Raw genomic sequence first — 17,906 nt, forward strand, 5'->3', positions numbered from 1 at the left:
ACTTAATTAATTCTATCCTAAAAAACTTTATCCTTGTAATAAAGATTGTCCGCCATCGATCCAAACTTCAGTTCCAGTAATATGACTAGAGGCATCAGAGACTAAAAATAAAACCAGTTGTGCAACTTGTTCAGACGTTCCCGGTTGACCGTCCGTTAAGGGAATTTTACCTTCAGGAAATTCTACAGGTTCTTGAGCTTCTTCTAAGTCTTCTCGTTCAGTATTTTGATCGATTTCTGTTGTAATTGCCCCCGGACAAATGACATTAACTCTAATTTTATATTTTGCTAATTCTAAAGCTGTCATTTTAGCAAAAGCAACTTGAGCCGCTTTTGTAGAAGCATAAGCCGTTGCGCCACTATTACTAAACATTCGAGTGCCATTAACAGAAGAGGTAATTACCACACTCCCGCCTTGTTTTTTTAAATAAGGTAAGGCATATTTTAAAGTATAAAAGGTTCCATCTAAATTAATCGAAATTGTTGTTTTCCATTCTTCCGGTGAAAGTTCATCTAAAGGAGCCCAAACCCCATTAATTCCAGCATTAGCAAAAACAATATCAATTTTTCCCCAAGTTTGGGCAATTTTATCTATTGATTGTTGTACTTGTTCCCAATGGGAAATATCCGCAACCGTCATCATTGCTTCTCCACCTGCTTGTTTAATTTGATCAATAGTTTTTTGAGCTTTTTCAGGTGTCCGATCAAGCGTTGCTACTTTTGCGCCTTCTTTTCCCAATAACAATGCTGTTGCTTTACCAATTCCTGAACCCGCCCCACTAATCACAGCAACTTTATCTTTTAATAACATGGATTAACCCCAATTTAATTTTCCCATAGTTTGAATATTGCAAGTTTTCTCAATTTTTTACGTCTATCCGAAGAAAGACTCTCCATAAACTCAAAAAAATATGCTATAGTTACAATTAAATTATTTTAATTCCCCTTAATTTTCAGAACCTGCTTAGGATTCTTGATTTTTGACATCGGTTGTTACTATTATGACTCTATCCTCAGTAACATTTCCCGTATACAATTCTGAAATTTATAAATGGCAAACTGCAACCTGGGATGATTACTTAGCCTATCGGGATCATCCTACTTTAGAACGAGTTAAAATATTCTACCAAGTCGGTTATTTATGGATTGAAATGGGTTCCGAAGGAATTAATCATGCTAGTATTAGTGACTTATTAACAATGCTATTTGCCTTTTGGTTTGCTCGATTTCCCGTTGTCAGTTTTAGTTCACTCGGTCGCTGTCAACTTGAAAAAGCAAATACTCGCGCCTCTGCCCCCGATCATGTTTTATATATTGGTGAAAATGCACCTCGTTGGCAAGCTGGAGAACCTCGTCGCATTGACTTAAATCGTTGGCGAGTGCCTGATTTAGTGGGAGAAGTTTCTGATACCACCTTAGCCACTGATTTAGATGAGAAAAAACAACTGTATGCCGCATTAGGAATTCCTGAATATTGGGTCACAAATGTTAAAGGAAAACAAGTAATTGCTTTTCGGTTAGGAGAAAAGGGAAAATATGAAGAAATCGAATATTCTGTTGCACTTTCAGGTTTGCCCATTCTCCTGATAGAACAAACCTTAGAACAATTAACTCAGATAGATAACGGCATGGCAGCCCTCTGGTTTAATCAACAAATTGCCAATATTAATCCCAACTCTCTTGAGGAGTATGGCAAAATTTAACAAATTGTTACAAAATAGAAATAAGTCAAACATTCGGTTAAAAACACGCCCCAAACCTGGGTCGTGTTTAAGTGGATACTACATATTATTAAGGAAGGGATATTTTGAACACTTTTCGTAGTTTTGATCCGAAACGCCAACGGAGTCTATTAATACTATTTATCGCAGGTTTATGTTTTTGGACAAGTCTAACAGCACTGTTACCAACCCTGCCTTTATATGTTGAACTTCTGGGCGGAACTAAGCAACAAATTGGCTGGGTAATGGGTGCTTTTGCCTTGGGTTTATTACCCTCTCGATTTTGGTTTGGCCCCTTAGCAGATCGCAAAAGTCGTAAATTAGTCCTACTAATTGGAACGATAGTGGCAATGATCGCTCCTCTAGGATATTTATGGACACAATCAATTTTATTGATGCTGTTTTTGCGAGCATTTCATGGTATCAGTCTCGCCGCATTTACCCTCGGTTATAGTGCTTTAGTGGCTGATATTGCCCCTGTGGATAAACGGGGAGAAGTCATCGGATATATGAGTTTAGTTGCCCCAATTGGCATGGCAATTGGCCCAGCATTAGGAGGGTTTTTGCAAACTGCCTTTGGCTATGATCCCATCTTTTTATCCAGCGCAGGATTTGCCTTATTAGCATTTCTAGGAATTTCCCAAGTCTCTGAACCTCAACGAAATCAACCGACAACAACTTCATCCTCAACTTCGTTCCTAGAAAAAGGATTATGGTACTGCAAAATGTTGTGGAGTCCCCGTCTCCGAATTCCCGCATTTGTGATGTTAATGGTGGGTTTAATTTTTGGAACTTTAGTCACATTTTTACCCTTATCCGTGAAAGAATCTGGGTTAAGTTTTAATTCAGGTTTATTTTATAGTACCGCCGCGATCGCTAGTTTTTTAGTGCGGGTTCCCACAGGTCGAGCCTCTGATCGCTATGGTCGAGGTATATTTATTACAGGGGGTTTAATCTGTTATTTTTTAGCAATGTTACTCTTATCTAAAACAACAGGTAGTAACATTATTTTATTAGCTGCATTATTAGAAGGAATGGGAGCAGGAATCGTTATTCCCATGATGATTACCTTAATTACAGATCGGTGTCTTCCAGAAGAACGAGGTCAATTTTTCTCCCTTTGTTTAACAGGTTTTGATGTCGGAATTGCCCTGGCTGGGCCTATTTTTGGAAGCATTGCTGAAGAATTAGGTTATTCAAGTATTTTTGCTTTGGATGCAATTTTAGCTTTAATAGCGGTCATCACCTTTGCAGGATTTTCTAATAAAACGGTTCACCTTTCTCTCAAATTTGCAATGGGTCAAGCCAAGGATGTTTATAGCTTAAATTAAAATTATTGGGGTGTGAGTCCTATAATAGGTTGGCACACCCTTTGTTTAATAGTGACCAAAGGAGGGATTTTTCCAATCATAATCATTCGGAAATATAAAATTAATAAAAGATACTGAAATACTGATCTCTAAAGCTTTAACATAATGCCACCATCCCACCGGAAGAAAAATCACTTCTCCGGGGTGTAGAATCACATCAATGGAACGAACGTTTCGATATAAAGGATAACGGCTATAATCAGGATTAGCCGGATCAATGGGACTAAAAACCCCAATGGTATTATAAAGAAAGGGGGTTTGTTGAGGCGGAATCATTTTAATTAGTTTGCGCCCCGAAACTTGAGCTAAAAAGATATTAATAGGATCGTGATGTAAAGGAGTTACAGTTCCGGCTGAACCAAACCAGAAAAATGTTCTTCCGGCTTTAATGTCAGGGTTTAAATATTCAGGAAAAATTTCCATATCTTCAAAAAGACCCTGCATTTCTTCCCGGTTCAAGGTATGGTTATTCGCCACCATATAGTAATCATTGGTTTCTCCAGCATGAACAACCCAATCAATATAATCTTGAAATAACATCGTTTTCCGATGTTGTTCTAAATTAATTTCATAATTGGGATCAGCGTTGCGATTTCCTTGCACTTGAATGCTAACATTACCATATTTTTCTTTTAAATATTCAGGTGTCCATCGTTGCAAAGCTGCCCAGTTGTTCATCAGACCCGTTAAAATAACAGGTTTATTTTGTGAATAATATTGGTCTAAAAATTCATCTTTTGATAAAAAGGGAATTCGAGGAATAGTGTTAGAATGAGAAGATAAAGCAGCAAGTTGATTTTGAATTTGTAAAAGAGATTCTAGTTTTTCTAACTTTTGCAGAATTTCTTGTCCGGCTTGAAAATAAGGTTGATTGGTGATGCCTGTAACTTCTTCAATAGCAAGCTTAACATCAATCCCATTTTTAACCATACATTCAATTAAAGCCTCATCGGATTGATTAATTAATTTATTGGCGGCTACCCATTTTTTCCAACCATCAGGAAGTTGAGGCGGAGGAACTATTTCAGGCGGTTGAGAGGGTTGTTGGGGTTCATGAATGGGAGGTTGAGGAAGCCATTGTAAACTGACTTTCTGGCCATCATTTAAGGTGATTTGTAAAGGGGGAAGGGTAATTTTTAAGGGTTGAATATCGGTCATAGCGTTGCAACCTTTTAACGTTAAAAATAGGATATTTTAATAAAAAAATAAAACTCAAAAACACAAGAGCATACTGTAATCATATCTTAAGGGGTGCAAATTGTCTATTCTAAGAATTGAATCCATTGGCGAGTCCCAAAATGTTGACAAGATTGGGCAGCAATTTGGGCGGATTCAGCTAAGGCTGTGGTAAAGTTTTGGGATAGAATAAAATGGCAAAAAGCCCCATGAAAAATATCGCCTGCTCCTAAAGTATCAATGGCTTGAATGGTGGGAACCGAGATTTTCCCATTTCCTGCTTTAAGCGTAGCATATTGAATCGGTTTTTCTCCTTGAGTAATGGCAATATAAGGAATATTTAAGGCTTTGAGATAATTAAAAACATCTTCGGAAGTTTGGCAGTTAGGCGGATAAAAAGCATTGGAACAAATGGCATAGGTGATATGGGGTAAAATTGTTTCTAATCCCGGTTTCCAACTGCCTCCATCTAAAATAATAGGGATTTTCTGGGTTTTGGCTTGCTGAATGATAATTTGACTCATGGGGATTTGATGACCATCGATTAAAATAATATCAATATTATCTAAAAAATCAGGTAAATTTGAGAAGTTTGAAACTTGGGATTTTGTCGCATTAATAGAAACAACCATCCGATCACCCGTTTCAGGAGTCACAATAATTGATGAGACGGGAGGCGCTTCTAAACGAGTCGGATCTAAGTCTACAATATTAACATTATAGTGTTGTAAATCGGCTCGAATCAGTTGGGTTAAAGGATGGCTACCTAATACTCCCAGTAAGGTAGATTGGTTCCCCAAACTGTTAAAAGTAACAGCAGCATTGGTTGCTGGCCCCCCAGCGACAACACTATAATTTGAAGCCACAATTTTTTGATTTTTATGGGGATAAGTGTTAACCGAATAAATGAAATCAAGGGTGATTAATCCCACAAATAAGCCTTGTTTACCCATAAAATGATTTTAAAAATTGAGAAGTTAACAAAAGGTTAAATTGAGTTTAATAAACTTTTTTTTTCTGGAAAAGCTGAAAAATACAGTTGGCATCAACAGGCGGTGAAAAATAATACCCTTGTGCATATTCACAGCCTAAATTCTTTAAAATAGCAATTTGTTCTTCTGTTTCTACTCCTTCTGCAATCACATCCAAATTTAAACTATGAGCCAAGGTAATTAAGGTTTTTATAATATCTAAGCTTTTGGGATTTAAGTTAAGGTTTGAGATAAAAGAACGATCAATTTTTAATGTATCTAAAGGAAGAGATTGTAAGTAAGATAAACAAGAGTAACCGGTTCCAAAATCATCAATTGCTAATCGAATTTTTCGAGATTGAAATTGACTCATGTATTGGGTTACAATTTCAGGATTTTCCATTAAAATGCTTTCCGTAATTTCTAGTTTTAAAGTGAATCCTTCCAAGAGATTAGATTGAATAATATTATCAATTAAGCTAGTAAAATCGGAATTCAAGATTTGTAAACCGGATAAATTAACACTGAGTATTAAAGGAAATTGCTCTGGAAATTCCTTGTACCAGCGACTAAATTGACGACAAGCCTCTCGAAGTACCCATTCTCCCAAGGGAATAATCAGTCCAGTTTCTTCTGTCAAAGGAATAAATTCCGCAGGAGGAATTAAGCCTCGACTCGGATGCTGCCAACGAACTAAGGCTTCAAACCCTGCTAAATGTTGATTGTCTAAGCTGTAAATTGGTTGATAATAAACCCGAAATTCCTGATTTTCTAACCCTAATTCTAAATCCGATTCTAACTGCAATCGATTTAAAACTGCCATCTGCATTTCAGGATTAAAAAAGACCGTACAATTTTTTTGATTCTGCATTCTAGCATAGTGCATCGCTGTATCTGCTGCCCTTAAAAAATCTTCTGCTTGTTCAGAGGGAAAACTGGATAATGCAATCCCAATGCTGGTATTTCCTGATGCAATAATTCGGTGTCCTCCTAGAGATAATTTCAAAGCTTTATGAATTTGATTTGCTTTTTCTAAGGCAATCATTTCTGATTTAATACCCGGTAAAAACAAAACAAATTCATCTTTCCAAATTCGAGCTAATACATCAGCAGTTTCAAGACAAGATTTTATCCGTTCAACTTCTTGAATTAAAAACTCTTCAGCCAAAGTCTTTCCATAACCATATCGAATGACTTTAAATCGATCTAAGGCTAGATAAAACACGGCAAAATCTAACTGTTGATCAATGGCGACTCGAATACATTCTAAAACATGATTTTGATTCGGTAGCCCAGTAAGTTTATCATAAAGAGCCAAATATTGTAAATTTTCAACAGCAGCTTCTAGTTGTTCTTTTTGCAGGCGACTTTTAGTGACAATATCAATCGTTTTGCGGATTGTTAAAATTAAATCTTGAAAGTTAATGGGTTTGGTTAAAAAATCAAAAGCTCCTCGATTCATGGCCGTTCTAATATTTTGAATATCGCCATAAGCCGAGACAACAACGGCTTTAAGGAGTGGATCAATTTTAGGAATTTGTTCAAGCAATGCCCATCCGTCCATCCCTGGCATATTTAAGTCGGTTAAAACCATAGAAATATGGGGAGTTGAACGCAAAATATCCAAAGCATCAATACCACTGGTCGTAAACAAAAACTGGAATTCTCCAATTTCAATTTGATGTTTTAATCGTCTTTCTATCAACCGTTGTAACTCCGGTTCATCATCAATCACTAAAATATAAGCTGGGGTTTGAGGCATAATAATATAGCGTGTAGGGAACAGGGAACAGGGGACAGGGAACAGGGGACAGGGAACAGGGGACAGGGAACATTGGACTTAGTGATATGATTTTTTTATTTTAATCACCTCCGGTTCAATAGAATTAGATGAGATATTATTCGTGACTCAAAATCCGATGGGATTAATTCTCCTGCTGAATTTTAGGTAAAGTTAAGGTAAACTCAGTATATTGTTTCCATTTTGTATCAAGTTGAATGCTTCCTCCATGCTGTAAAACAATAATATCATGGGTTAAAGATAAGCCTAGCCCCATGCCTTGTCCGGGGGGTTTGGTTGTAAAAAAAGGGGTAAAAACATTAGCAATCGTGTCAGGTTGAATCCCAATTCCATTATCATGAATTTTAATTTCAATATAAGATTCTTGATTCTTTGTTGTTAAGGATAAAGTGGGGCTAAAATGAGTGTTTTGATTCCGCTCTTCTAGGAATTTTAAATAAAGGGCGTAACAGCTATTATCAATTATATTAATAAAAGCTCGATGTAAATCCGATACAATTGCTTCTATGGGTTCTAAATTGGAATCAAATTGTGTATGAATTGTCATTAAAAACTGTAGATGTTTGGATCTAAAACTATGATAAGCTAATTTAAGGGCTTGAGGTAAAAGATCATTGAGATTAATACATTGATATTCTCCCGGTTCAGAACGAGCCAACTGCATCATACTTTCAATAATTCGGCCAGCCCGTTCTCCATGTTCATAAATAGCTTGAGAATCCCTGATTACCTCTTGCAACTGATTGAGAATGTTTTGGGGTTCTAGCTGAGGATTTTCCTGGATATTTAAGAATAATTCATTTAAGCTATCAATAGAAGATTGAGCATAATTAATTACAAAATTTAAAGGATTACGAAGTTCATGGGCAACCCCTGCGGTAATTGTTCCTAAAGACGCTAATTTTTCTTGAGCAATAATTTGTTTTTGGGCGGCTCTTAATCGTAAATGCACTCGAACCCTTGCTAAAACATCTTGTTCATCAAAGGGCTTGGTAATATAATCCACAGCCCCTAAAGAAAGACCCTTAACTTTATCAATGGTGTCGGATAATGCTGTCATAAAAATAATCGGAATATCCTGAGCTTTTGGGTTTGCTTTCAGACGACGGCAGGTTTCAAATCCATCAATTTTAGGCATTTTTACATCGAGTAAAATCAGTTCTGGTAATTCCTCCATGACCTCCTCTAAGGCTTCTTCTCCATTGGTTGCGATCGCCAATTGAAAGCCTGCACTGGTTAAAGTTTGTGACAGAATTTTTAAATTGGTGGGATTATCATCAACAATTAAAATGAGTTGATTGTGCATTGATTTAAAAACTCCTTAATTTGTGTTAATTGAAATTCTTGAGTCATAGACTTAATCCGATCTGCAAATAAACTCCAACGCGGATCAAAGGCTTTGAGCTTCATCACTTCCTCTTCCAATTCTAAAACTCTCCCTCGCTTGGCTAATTTAACTAAATTATCTAAAATTTCAGGACTGGGAATGACTAAAGTAAGCGGATTTTCTGAAAGGGGTGGAAGCCAAGTTTGTTGGGGGCGATCATATTCCCATTCTAACTTTAACCAAGTTTTAAGTTTATGTAGTAAATCCTCAACTTGTAAGGGTTTAGGAAGAAAATCATTGCATCCCGCATCATGGCTTTGTTGTCGATCCCATTCATAAACAGATGCAGAAGTTGCAATCACAGGAATATTATTGAATTTGGGTAAAGAACGAATGCGCCGAGTCATTTCAAAGCCATCCATAATTGGCATTAATAAATCAGCAATCACTAAATGGGCTTGGGTAATTTCCAGTTGATCTAACCCTTCTTGACCATTACTCGCTTCTAGCACTTCAAACCCTAAAGGTTGCAATAAATCGACTAACACTAAGCGATTTTCAGGTTTATCATCCACGACTAAAATCTTGTATTTTTCTCCTCTAAATCCTACAATAGAAGATAAGGAATTACCGTCAGGTATCGGTTGCCATTCGCTTGAAGCCGGAAGCGTTAATTCAAACCAAAACTTACTCCCTTTTCCAGGGTGACTTTCTACAAATAAATCTCCGCCTAAGTGTTTAATTAATCGTTGAGTAATCGCTAACCCTAATCCGGTTCCCTCGGCACGATAGGACATCTCTGCCACCTGTTCAAAGGGTAAAAAAATCCGCTCTAATTGTTCTGAATTCATGCCAATTCCGGTATCTTCAATTTGAAATTGAAGGGTTGTATCAAGAGGATGATGAGTGGATAAAGAAGTAGTTAATCCTTCTTTCTCAATGACTTTTAAGCTAAAAGTTAGCTTTCCAGAGTCCGTGAATTTAACGGCATTTCCTAAAAGATTAATTAAAATTTGCCTTAAGCGTTTTTCATCAACTTCCACAACGGTTGGGAGTTGAGATAAAGGCATATAGATAAAGGTTAAACCTTTTTGTTTGGCTTTAATCGCGCAGATTTCTATAACGTCTTTTAAAAAAGTTTCTAAATTGATGGGCTGAACTGAGATATCTAGTTTTCCTGCTTCAATTTTTGATAAATCCAAGATATCATTAATCAAGGTCAGAAGATGAGTTCCACATTGATGAATAATTTGAATTCCCGCTTGTTCTTTTTCAGATAAGGTTGTTGAACGTTTTAAAATTTGGGTATATCCTAAAATTCCATTCAAGGGGGTTCGTAATTCATGACTCATATTGGCTAAAAATTCACTTTTAGCATGACTCGCGGCTTCCGCATCTTCTTTGGCTTCTTTTAAGGCTTCTTCAACTTTTTTTCGTTCCGTAATATCAATATTAATTCCCACAATTCGAGTCATTTTATGAGGACGTTCAGGTAAACCAATTCCTCGACTTAAAATCCAAATGTAATGACCTTGTTTGTGTCGCATTCTCAAAATAATTTCATAATGAGAATATTTCCGATAAATATATTTATAAATTTGGTTAAGAACAAAGTCTCGATCTTCTGGATGAATTCTCTGAATAAATTCATCAATTTTGGGACTAAATTCTTCTTCGGTGTATCCTAACATTTCTTGATAACGAGGGGAATAATAAGCTTCACCTGTAATAATATTCCAATCCCATAGACCATCATTAGCACCTCGCATGGCTAACTCAAATCGTTCTTGACTTTCCCGTAGTGCTTGTTCAATGCGTTTACGTTCTAAAATTTCTTGTTGTAAGGCTTGGGTTCGTTCGGTGACTTTTTCTTCTAAGGTTTGATAAAGACGAGCATTTTCAATGGAAATTGCGGCTTGAGAAGACAGTAAATTTAAAATTTCTAACCGTTCTGAGGTAAAAGCTCCAGCCATTAAATTATTCTCTAAATATAAAATTCCTATTAGTTTTCCTTGGTTCAAGAGGGGAACACATAAAATAGATTTAGGTTGATAGAGAAGAATATAATTATCACTGGTAAATTTATTTTCTTCCGTAGCATCATGAATCACTAAACTCTCTTGGGTGTGAATTACATAATTAACAATAGCGTTGCAAACTTCCGGGGTATTTGTGTGGGGATTCATCCATTCAATCGGAATATTTTGTAAAACTTGAACTTGATCAGGAACAGTTGTTACCGATGCTTGAATAAACCATTGTTCATCAGATTCTAAAATTAAATATCCCCGCTCGGCTCCCGCATTTTCTAATACAATTTTCATGATTTTGGTGAGTAAATGCTCAATAGAAATTTCCCGTGAAAGAGCTTGAGAGGCTTTAAAAATACTAGCAATATCTAAGGAATTGGATGAATTAATAATATCAGATTTTTGTAAATTTTTAGGAGGATTATTACAATAATTCGTAATATTTTTAGCCTGAATTTGTTCCAGGTTCCATGTCCACTTGCCTTTGTGGTTGCCTTGTATCCATGATAATTGACTTGGGTATTGAAATTGCAATAATCCTTCTGTATAAAGGGATTTCAAAAATTCTTTAGTAAAAAAAGGATTTCCTTGAGTTTTTTGATAAACTAAATTTGCTAAGGATTGACTGACTTCCAGAGAACAATTTAATCCTTCTGCAATTAAATGATTAATATCTGATAAATTTAAATTGTTGAGAATAATTTTAAACCCTTTATCTTGGCTTTCTTTAATCACTTCTAGGGTTGATTTTAAGGGGGGATTGAGATTTAATTCGTGATGGCGATAGGCTCCAATAATCATTAAATATTGAATGGTTTCATCTTGAATTAAGGTTTTAATCAAGTTTAAAGATGCCCAATCTGCCCATTGTAAATCATCTAAAAAAATCACTAACGGATGTTGAGGTTGAATTAACGCTTGGATTAATTTTTTAAAAGTCCATAAAAAACAATTCGGAGTGGCTTGTAAATCCAGAGATTTAGGTGCAGATGTTTTGCCAATGACTCTTTCTAAGTGGGGAATTACATCAATTAAAAGATGTCCTTTATTTTCTACAAAAGCTAAAATTTTTTGTTTCCATTGCTCTAATATTTCTTTCCGTTCTGTTAAAATTTGATGGCAAAACTCATTTAAGGCTTGAGCAATGGCAAAATAGGGAATATTTCGTTTATATTGATCAAATTTTCCTGAAATAAAAATCCCTCGTTTAGCCGTCACTGGTTTATGAATTTCTCGAACTAAGGCGGATTTTCCCACACCAGAATAGCCCGAAATCCAAATTAATTCTCGGTTGCCTTGACTCACCCGTTCAAAGGCTTTTAACAAGGTTTGCAGGTGATGTTCTCGACCATATAATTTTTCAGGAATTTGTAATTTATCGGATAAATCTTGGCTTCCTAATGGAAAAAAATCAATATCACCCTGGGTTTTAATTTGTTCTAAACAATGTTCTAAATCACTTTTAATTCCATAAGCAGATTGATATCGATCTTCGGCATTTTTAGCCATTAATTTTAAAATAATACCGGATAGGGTATCAGGTAAGCTAAAAGCCGTATAGTGACGGGGAGAAATCGGAGTTTTAGCTATATGACTATGGACTAATTCTAAAGGATCATCACTTTGAAAGGGTAATCGACCCGTGAGTAATTCATATAATGTGACCCCTAAAGCATAAAAATCACTGCGATAATCAATCGGACGATTCATCCGTCCTGTTTGTTCAGGGGAAAGATAAGCTAAGGTTCCTTCTAAGGTATTGGGAGAAATAAAGGTAAGGTTTTCTTGAGATAAAACACTCGCAATGCCAAAATCAATCAGTTTAACAATTCCCGTCTGAGGATTTAAAATAATATTACTGGGGTTAATATCTTTATGAATAATATTAAATCCATGAATTTGACCTAAACTTTTAGTAATGGCGATCGCTAATTGCAAAAATTCAATTAAATTTAACTGACCCGCCAAGCTTAACTGCTTTAGAGATTCTCCCCCAAAATCTTCTAAAATCATGATCGGGTGAGGGTGATGGTGTTCTAAGCCGTAAACTTTCACCACACCAGGGAGATTGAGAGACTGAATCAGTTCATATTCTCGCTGAAACCGAGCTAACTGTTTGGGGTTATGTCCCTGTTCCCGCAAAACTTTCAGCACAACCGGCTGTTCATGGTCAACCCAATAGCCCCGATACACTAAACTGGTGGGACTGCTATAAAGTAAAGTAGTTGTGCCAAATCCTGATAGTGTCAGCATTCTGGTTCAGTTCATGATTTTTGGGGTCAAGAGCAACAAGCCTCAATCTCAAGATCAAAAATGAACTGGAGATGTACCCTATACTTCTCTAAGATACCTAATATTATCCTTGAGGTATGGTGCTTGATATCACAGTTATATTTGCGTAAGGCGTTTAATTCAACATGACGATTCAAGCTGGAACCCTTTATATTGTTGGTACTCCCATTGGCAACCTGGAAGATATAACCTTACGTGCGATAAAAATTTTACACAGTGTCGATTGGATTGCGGCTGAAGATACCCGTCATACGGCCAAGTTATTACACCATTTTGACATCAAAACGCCGCAACTGAGTTATTATGAACATAATCAACATCGCCGAATTCCCACTCTGGTTGAGTCTCTGCGTCAGGGAAATGCGATCGCTTTAGTGACTGATGCTGGAATGCCAGGAATTTCTGACCCCGGATATGAATTGGTTAAGGCTTGTATTGAAGCGGAAATTCCCGTGATTCCCATTCCTGGGGTGAGTGCGAGTTTAACAGCCTTAAGTGCGGCGGGACTGCCAACGGATCGATTTGTTTTTGAAGGCTTTTTACCGACGAAAAATAAAGAGCGTCAACAACGTTTAACACTATTAAAAACAGAATCTCGAACCCTGATTTTATATGAAGCACCCCATCGTCTTCTGGAAACCTTACAAGATTTAGCGCAAAGTTTAGGATCAAAACGGTCAATTGTCATCGCACGGGAACTCACAAAACTCCATGAAGAATTTTGGCGCGGAACCTTAGCAGAAGCCGTACAATACTATCAAGATCATAACCCCAAAGGTGAATTAACATTAGTGATTGCAGGTGTTACGGAAACGGCAACGCTTCTGACAGAAGATCAAATTAAAGCGGAACTCCAACGTCTAATTCAAGAGGGGATGTCCCATTCCGAAGCCAGTCGCCAACTCGCCGAAGCCACCTCCATTTCCCGTCGCCAAATCTATCAACTGGCTTTAACTTTACCTGATTTGGGTTAATCAGGCGATAATGGATTATTCTACAATTGCTTTCTTCTGCTATTGTATTATTCTATATTTAATTTTCCTATTTCCGCTAATATGGCTTCTATTACCCAGCGCCGTCGGTCTGTGCGACGTTCTTCTGTTCGAGGCTATTCTTTAAGGCACTCGCCTGTTAAGGTAAGGACGAAATCTCCCCATCCCTTAGCACGGTTAAAATACTCTCGAATTCTATTTTTAATAGCCCTATTATTAACCTTTAACTGGACAATGGGAGCGATTTTTAAACTCTTATTTCCACCCACAAAACCCCAACCCCAAACTCAAAATATTACGAGTTCTACTCCAGTAGCAGCCAATACCGATAAAACGGTTATTTATAATATTAAAACTCCTCCTAATTTAACCCCCAGTAAAGACTTACAAACTATTGTTGATGGGGCTGTTAATATTGCCAAAACCCAAGGATTACCGACGGAATCTTTATCAATTAGCTTAATAGATGTTAGTAATCCTCAAACTCATACTATTGCGGGATATAATAATACTACCCTCAGATTTCCCGCCAGTGTTGCTAAATTATTTTGGATGGTAGCATTTTTTGGCTATGCAGAAAAAGGATATATTTCCCAAGAATCCCCCTTTTATACCGATTTATCCCAGATGATGCGAATTTCCGATAATGATGCTGCTAGTCGCATTGTTGATGCTATTACCCAAACTGAATCTGGGGAAAATTTAGACAAACCCAAATTAGATAAATGGGTGGAAAAACGCAGTCAAGTTAATCAATTTTTTGAAAAATCCGGTTATACCGGGATTAATTTAACGACTAAAAATTATCCCATTACAGGGATAGGAGAAGAACCCACAGGTCGAGATTTACAACTCCGAGAAAATCCCCCCTATTCTAAAGGAAATCTCGTCACCACAGACCAAACCGCACGATTAATGTATGAAATTTATACAAAACAAGCCATTTCTCCTGTAGCAAGTACCAAAATGGCTTATTTATTAACTCGTGATTTAAACCCAAAAGCTTGGAAAAATATTGATTCTAACTCCGTTGAAAGCTTTTTAGGAGAATCCTTACCGCCTGATATTTACTATGGGTCTAAAGTGGGTTATACCAGCCGTTCTCGTCAAGAAGTAGCCTTTGTTAGAACTTTAAACGATAAAGCCATTTATATTTTAGCCGTATTTGGAGATGATCCTGCATGGTCAAAAAATGAAAAGGTTTTCCCTCAAATTTCCCGTTATGTTTTTGACCGTTTAAATCAAACTCCCTTAAAAAGTACCCCAGAAAAAGTGACTCAACTCAATTCTTTATCTTTACCCATAGTCGGTATCGAGCATTAAATTGTAGTAAGCCCTTCAGGGCTTAATTCCCCTCTCTATAACTATGAAAAAAGACCTAATCATTCCTCAAACCTGTCCCCACTGTGAAGGAAAAGGATATACTGAAATTAGAGATTGTTCAGGAGAAATCCAACGGGAAGAAACTTGTTTTTTCTGTGAAGGAACTGGAGAATTTATTCCTGAAAAAGATCAAAGTAGAATCACAAATCTTGACTCTGAGTAAACGGTTTAATCTAGTTACTTTTGCTTGCGCCGAGGAATTAAGGGCGGTTTTGCAGGTTCATAAGATTTTAATCCTCCATCTCCCGTCAGAATTTCGACTTCATAACCCGACTTTGCATAATAATCTGCAACTCGCTTATCAAAAATTAATACTTTTCCCATTATTGATATTCCCGATGTTCAGCTAAACTTTTTTCTAATAATCCCTGTTGGGTGATTTTCCCTAAAGAACCTGATGCGATTAATTTGGGTAAATTTTCAATTTCATCTAAAGGAATTAACTGGCTTTCTCCAGTATCTTGATCTCGATAAACAACCATAACAAAAGGAATAAAATCAGGGGTTAATTCATCCATTAAAGCGGGGTTATGAGTCGTAACTAAAATATCAATATTCCGTTTTTTCCCAATTTCTCGTAACATTTGTAAAAGTAAACCAGCGCGAGAGGGATGTAAACCATTATCGACTTCTTCAATCACAATTAAACTGCCTTCGGGACGGGTTAATAAAGCAGTTAAAATGGCTAAAAATCTTAAGGTTCCATCGGACATTCCTCTTGCATCGACTAATAAAGGTTCTTGATTTTTACCCCATTTTTCTTCACAATATAACATCGCATCACTACCTAATCTTCCCACAGGTTCAGCCCAAACTCGTTGTAAATCTCCTTCGGGAAGTTGGGATAAATAATTCAGTAAAGTTTGTTCAATTTTTTCTTTTTCAGGTTCAGGAAGGGCTGCTAAAACTCCCGCAATATTTGAGCCATCTTGTTCTAATGTTTTTGATAGAGGAGAATAGTCTCTCATGTTCTGAGGAATTGGGTTAATAATAAATATTTTTTTTATAACTTTTGCAGTAGTATTGTGGCTTAGTTTCATAGTCCTCAAAGAATCACAATCATAAACAGGTAAAGATTTTAGATCTCCCAAAAGGAATTTAGTTCTAGGAAACAATGTATTTAATGCAGGGAATTCATATTTTCCCGGAGTTATTTTTATACCACCCAAAGAGAAATTTAGATATGAACCTATACTACTAATCGTATTTTCTGATGAGTTATTACTATTTTTGTTTTCATTAGATTTAAGTAATTTTATAAATTCATTAATTAATTGGATTTTAGGTTCTATTTCAGTTGTAACGGTATAAAGACAATCAAATTCAACTTGCTCATCTTCCTGTTCATATTCCCCACTAATAACCGCTTCTAAAGTAAACTGAGTTTCCGGTTTTCTAACCACCCATTCTAACCCCCCTCGAATTCCTGGGGTATGACTATCACCCATTAAAGCTGATTCTAAAGATTTTGCTTCAGGAATGCGGCTTAAAAAATCCAAAGCATCAATAATATTAGATTTGCCACTAGAATTAGTTCCAATTAAAATAGTAAGTGGGTCAATATATAAGGTTGCATCCTTAAAACTTTTCCAATTTTTTAAGTTAATTTGTTTTAGCATTATAAATTTTTAAAAGTTTAATTTTTTTATAAAATCTACTGATCAATACGATACGATGATAAAAACTGGTTTAATGATTTATATAGCAAGTCTAAATCAGTTATAAATGGCTTAAAATCCAATTTATCGTAGGGGCGAGGCGCGCCTCGCCCCTACACTGGGATTTGTGTCCATTTTTTAGGATTAATAATCTTGATGATGATCAGGGCACAATCCATTTAGACTTGCTATATTACTAAAAGGGGTATGAAAAATGGGGATTAATGCTGATTAATTTTAAGAATTAAAGCTGATCTACTGAGCATTAACGTCTTAAAAAATTCAACAATTCTCGATTTACCGTTTGAGGAACTTCCTGTTGAATCCAGTGACCACAATCAGGAATTAATTGTAGCTTAAAGGGGGCAGCAATTAATCGGTCTAAACCTTCGGTGAGATGATGGCTTAAAAACGAATCTTCCTTTCCCCATAACACTAAGGTCGGAGATAAAATTTTAGCCGGGGTTTTTGTCCAATTGAATAACCAAGTAGGGGGCCAAAATAAATGACGATAATAATTAATGGCGGCGGGTAATACCCCAGGTTTTTCTAAAGCCGCTTCATAAATTTGAGTTTCTTCTGCACTAAACGCGCCTTTACGGATAGCGTGTTCACGCAACGCATTCGTGACAAATTCTTTTAAATTCTGTTGGATTAACCATTCGGGAATTCCGGGAATTTGAAAGGCAAAAACAAACCAACTGCGGCGAAGTTGATCTAAATTACTAACTAATTCTTGTACAAATCGATGGGGGGGAGGAGCGTTGAGAATCGCCAAACGGTTGAGAGATTGGGGAAACTTTTGAGCAAAATGCCATGCAATTAACCCCCCCCAATCATGCCCAACAATATGAGCTTTGACATAGCCTAGACGTTCAATTAATCCTTGAATATCGGTACAAAGAGTATCTAAATCATAGCCACTTTCCGGTTTGTCAGAATCGTTGTAGCCGCGTAAATCAGGCACAACCACTTTAAAATAACGGGCTAGGGCTGGAATTTGATAGCGCCAAGCGTACCAAAATTCAGGAAACCCATGCAGGAGTACGACGAGTTCACCCTCGCCTTGAGTAACCGTGTGTAAGCGAATATTATTCGTCTCAACAAACAGATGTTGCCAATCAGATTCTAGTGTCACCATAAACTCCAATCTTGTTGCTCACAAGTGGGATGCTGACATCTCCCT

The 17,906-nt window shown here is 36.6% G+C and carries 14 protein-coding genes; 5 read left to right on the forward strand and 9 right to left on the reverse strand.

The annotated features are described in order from the left end of the window. Positions 1–27 precede the first annotated feature (27 nt). Positions 28–810: an SDR family NAD(P)-dependent oxidoreductase gene (locus tag H6G57_RS02310; protein ID WP_190515689.1), complete on the reverse strand. Its 783-nt coding sequence runs from the start codon at positions 808–810 to the stop codon at positions 28–30. A 190-nt stretch (positions 811–1,000) separates the two neighbouring features. Between H6G57_RS02310 and H6G57_RS02315 the strand changes: the two genes are divergently transcribed. Both H6G57_RS02315 and H6G57_RS02320 read left to right on the forward strand, forming a co-directional pair. Continuing rightward, entirely contained in the window at positions 1,001–1,702 is a 702-nt protein-coding gene (locus H6G57_RS02315; protein WP_190515691.1) for a Uma2 family endonuclease, read from the forward strand. Between the two features lie 104 nt (positions 1,703–1,806). Continuing rightward, positions 1,807–3,051, forward strand: a complete 1,245-nt coding sequence (locus H6G57_RS02320) for an MFS transporter (protein ID WP_190515693.1) — start codon at positions 1,807–1,809, stop codon at positions 3,049–3,051. 45 nt (positions 3,052–3,096) lie between these two features. On the opposite strand, the gene H6G57_RS02325 is transcribed toward H6G57_RS02320, so the two are convergent. The 5 genes from H6G57_RS02325 to H6G57_RS02345 all read right to left on the reverse strand — a co-directional run bounded on the left by H6G57_RS02325 (position 3,097) and on the right by H6G57_RS02345 (position 12,648). Next, the gene (locus H6G57_RS02325; RefSeq protein ID WP_190515694.1) at positions 3,097–4,248 is read right to left on the reverse strand and encodes a cupin-like domain-containing protein; all 1,152 of its coding nucleotides are present in this window, start codon (positions 4,246–4,248) and stop codon (positions 3,097–3,099) included. A gap of 104 nt (positions 4,249–4,352) precedes the next feature. Further along, positions 4,353–5,219, reverse strand: coding sequence for a sugar kinase (locus tag H6G57_RS02330; protein ID WP_190515696.1), 867 nt, complete (start codon positions 5,217–5,219; stop codon positions 4,353–4,355). 46 nt (positions 5,220–5,265) lie between these two features. Then, on the reverse strand, positions 5,266–6,999 hold the full coding sequence (locus H6G57_RS02335) for a bifunctional diguanylate cyclase/phosphodiesterase (RefSeq protein ID WP_190515698.1): 1,734 nt from the start codon (positions 6,997–6,999) through the stop codon (positions 5,266–5,268). A 163-nt stretch (positions 7,000–7,162) separates the two neighbouring features. Next, positions 7,163–8,344 carry a response regulator gene (locus tag H6G57_RS02340; RefSeq protein WP_190515700.1) on the reverse strand — a complete coding sequence of 394 codons (1,182 nt, stop codon included), beginning with the start codon at positions 8,342–8,344 and terminating at the stop codon, positions 7,163–7,165. Further along, positions 8,323–12,648, reverse strand: a complete 4,326-nt coding sequence (locus H6G57_RS02345) for an AAA family ATPase (protein ID WP_190515701.1) — start codon at positions 12,646–12,648, stop codon at positions 8,323–8,325. Before H6G57_RS02345 ends, H6G57_RS02340 begins: the two co-directional genes overlap by 22 nt. A gap of 164 nt (positions 12,649–12,812) precedes the next feature. Here H6G57_RS02345 and rsmI point away from each other — a divergent pair, with 164 nt between their 5' ends. The 3 genes from rsmI to H6G57_RS02360 all read left to right on the forward strand — a co-directional run bounded on the left by rsmI (position 12,813) and on the right by H6G57_RS02360 (position 15,225). After that, complete coding sequence (gene rsmI, locus H6G57_RS02350; RefSeq protein ID WP_190515703.1) at positions 12,813–13,661, forward strand: 16S rRNA (cytidine(1402)-2'-O)-methyltransferase; 849 nt, start codon at positions 12,813–12,815, stop codon at positions 13,659–13,661. 81 nt (positions 13,662–13,742) lie between these two features. Next, positions 13,743–15,002 (forward strand): serine hydrolase, encoded by a 1,260-nt coding sequence (locus H6G57_RS02355; protein ID WP_190515705.1) that lies wholly within the window; start codon positions 13,743–13,745, stop codon positions 15,000–15,002. A 43-nt stretch (positions 15,003–15,045) separates the two neighbouring features. Further along, positions 15,046–15,225 carry a hypothetical protein gene (locus H6G57_RS02360; protein WP_190515706.1) on the forward strand — a complete coding sequence of 60 codons (180 nt, stop codon included), beginning with the start codon at positions 15,046–15,048 and terminating at the stop codon, positions 15,223–15,225. 14 nt (positions 15,226–15,239) lie between these two features. On the opposite strand, the gene H6G57_RS02365 is transcribed toward H6G57_RS02360, so the two are convergent. From H6G57_RS02365 to H6G57_RS02375, 3 genes are all read right to left on the reverse strand, one after another. Further along, positions 15,240–15,386 carry a hypothetical protein gene (locus H6G57_RS02365; RefSeq protein ID WP_190515708.1) on the reverse strand — a complete coding sequence of 49 codons (147 nt, stop codon included), beginning with the start codon at positions 15,384–15,386 and terminating at the stop codon, positions 15,240–15,242. Further along, a complete protein-coding gene (locus H6G57_RS02370) occupies positions 15,386–16,681 on the reverse strand; it encodes an AAA family ATPase (RefSeq protein ID WP_190515710.1) in 1,296 nt (431 codons plus the stop codon). Before H6G57_RS02370 ends, H6G57_RS02365 begins: the two co-directional genes overlap by 1 nt. A 304-nt stretch (positions 16,682–16,985) precedes the next feature. Further along, complete coding sequence (locus tag H6G57_RS02375; RefSeq protein WP_190515711.1) at positions 16,986–17,861, reverse strand: alpha/beta fold hydrolase; 876 nt, start codon at positions 17,859–17,861, stop codon at positions 16,986–16,988. Positions 17,862–17,906: the final 45 nt, after the last annotated feature.

This window comes from Planktothrix sp. FACHB-1365 (genome assembly GCF_014697575.1).
Lineage (GTDB): Bacteria > Cyanobacteriota > Cyanobacteriia > Cyanobacteriales > Microcoleaceae > Planktothrix.

Bases quoted from the DNA above. Each gene is read 5' to 3' on its own strand.
- H6G57_RS02310 (WP_190515689.1), bottom strand. From the start codon at position 810: ATGTTATTAAAAGATAAAGTTGCTGTGATTAGTGGGGCGGGTTCAGGA.
- H6G57_RS02325 (WP_190515694.1), bottom strand. From the start codon at position 4,248: ATGACCGATATTCAACCCTTAAAAATTACCCTTCCCCCTTTACAAATC.
- H6G57_RS02355 (WP_190515705.1), top strand. From the start codon at position 13,743: ATGGCTTCTATTACCCAGCGCCGTCGGTCTGTGCGACGTTCTTCTGTT.
- H6G57_RS02335 (WP_190515698.1), bottom strand. From the start codon at position 6,999: ATGCCTCAAACCCCAGCTTATATTTTAGTGATTGATGATGAACCGGAG.
- H6G57_RS02345 (WP_190515701.1), bottom strand. From the start codon at position 12,648: ATGCTGACACTATCAGGATTTGGCACAACTACTTTACTTTATAGCAGT.
- H6G57_RS02370 (WP_190515710.1), bottom strand. From the start codon at position 16,681: ATGCTAAAACAAATTAACTTAAAAAATTGGAAAAGTTTTAAGGATGCA.
- H6G57_RS02365 (WP_190515708.1), bottom strand. From the start codon at position 15,386: ATGGGAAAAGTATTAATTTTTGATAAGCGAGTTGCAGATTATTATGCA.
- H6G57_RS02360 (WP_190515706.1), top strand. From the start codon at position 15,046: ATGAAAAAAGACCTAATCATTCCTCAAACCTGTCCCCACTGTGAAGGA.
- H6G57_RS02315 (WP_190515691.1), top strand. From the start codon at position 1,001: ATGACTCTATCCTCAGTAACATTTCCCGTATACAATTCTGAAATTTAT.
- rsmI (WP_190515703.1), top strand. From the start codon at position 12,813: ATGACGATTCAAGCTGGAACCCTTTATATTGTTGGTACTCCCATTGGC.
- H6G57_RS02330 (WP_190515696.1), bottom strand. From the start codon at position 5,219: ATGGGTAAACAAGGCTTATTTGTGGGATTAATCACCCTTGATTTCATT.
- H6G57_RS02340 (WP_190515700.1), bottom strand. From the start codon at position 8,344: ATGCACAATCAACTCATTTTAATTGTTGATGATAATCCCACCAATTTA.
- H6G57_RS02375 (WP_190515711.1), bottom strand. From the start codon at position 17,861: ATGGTGACACTAGAATCTGATTGGCAACATCTGTTTGTTGAGACGAAT.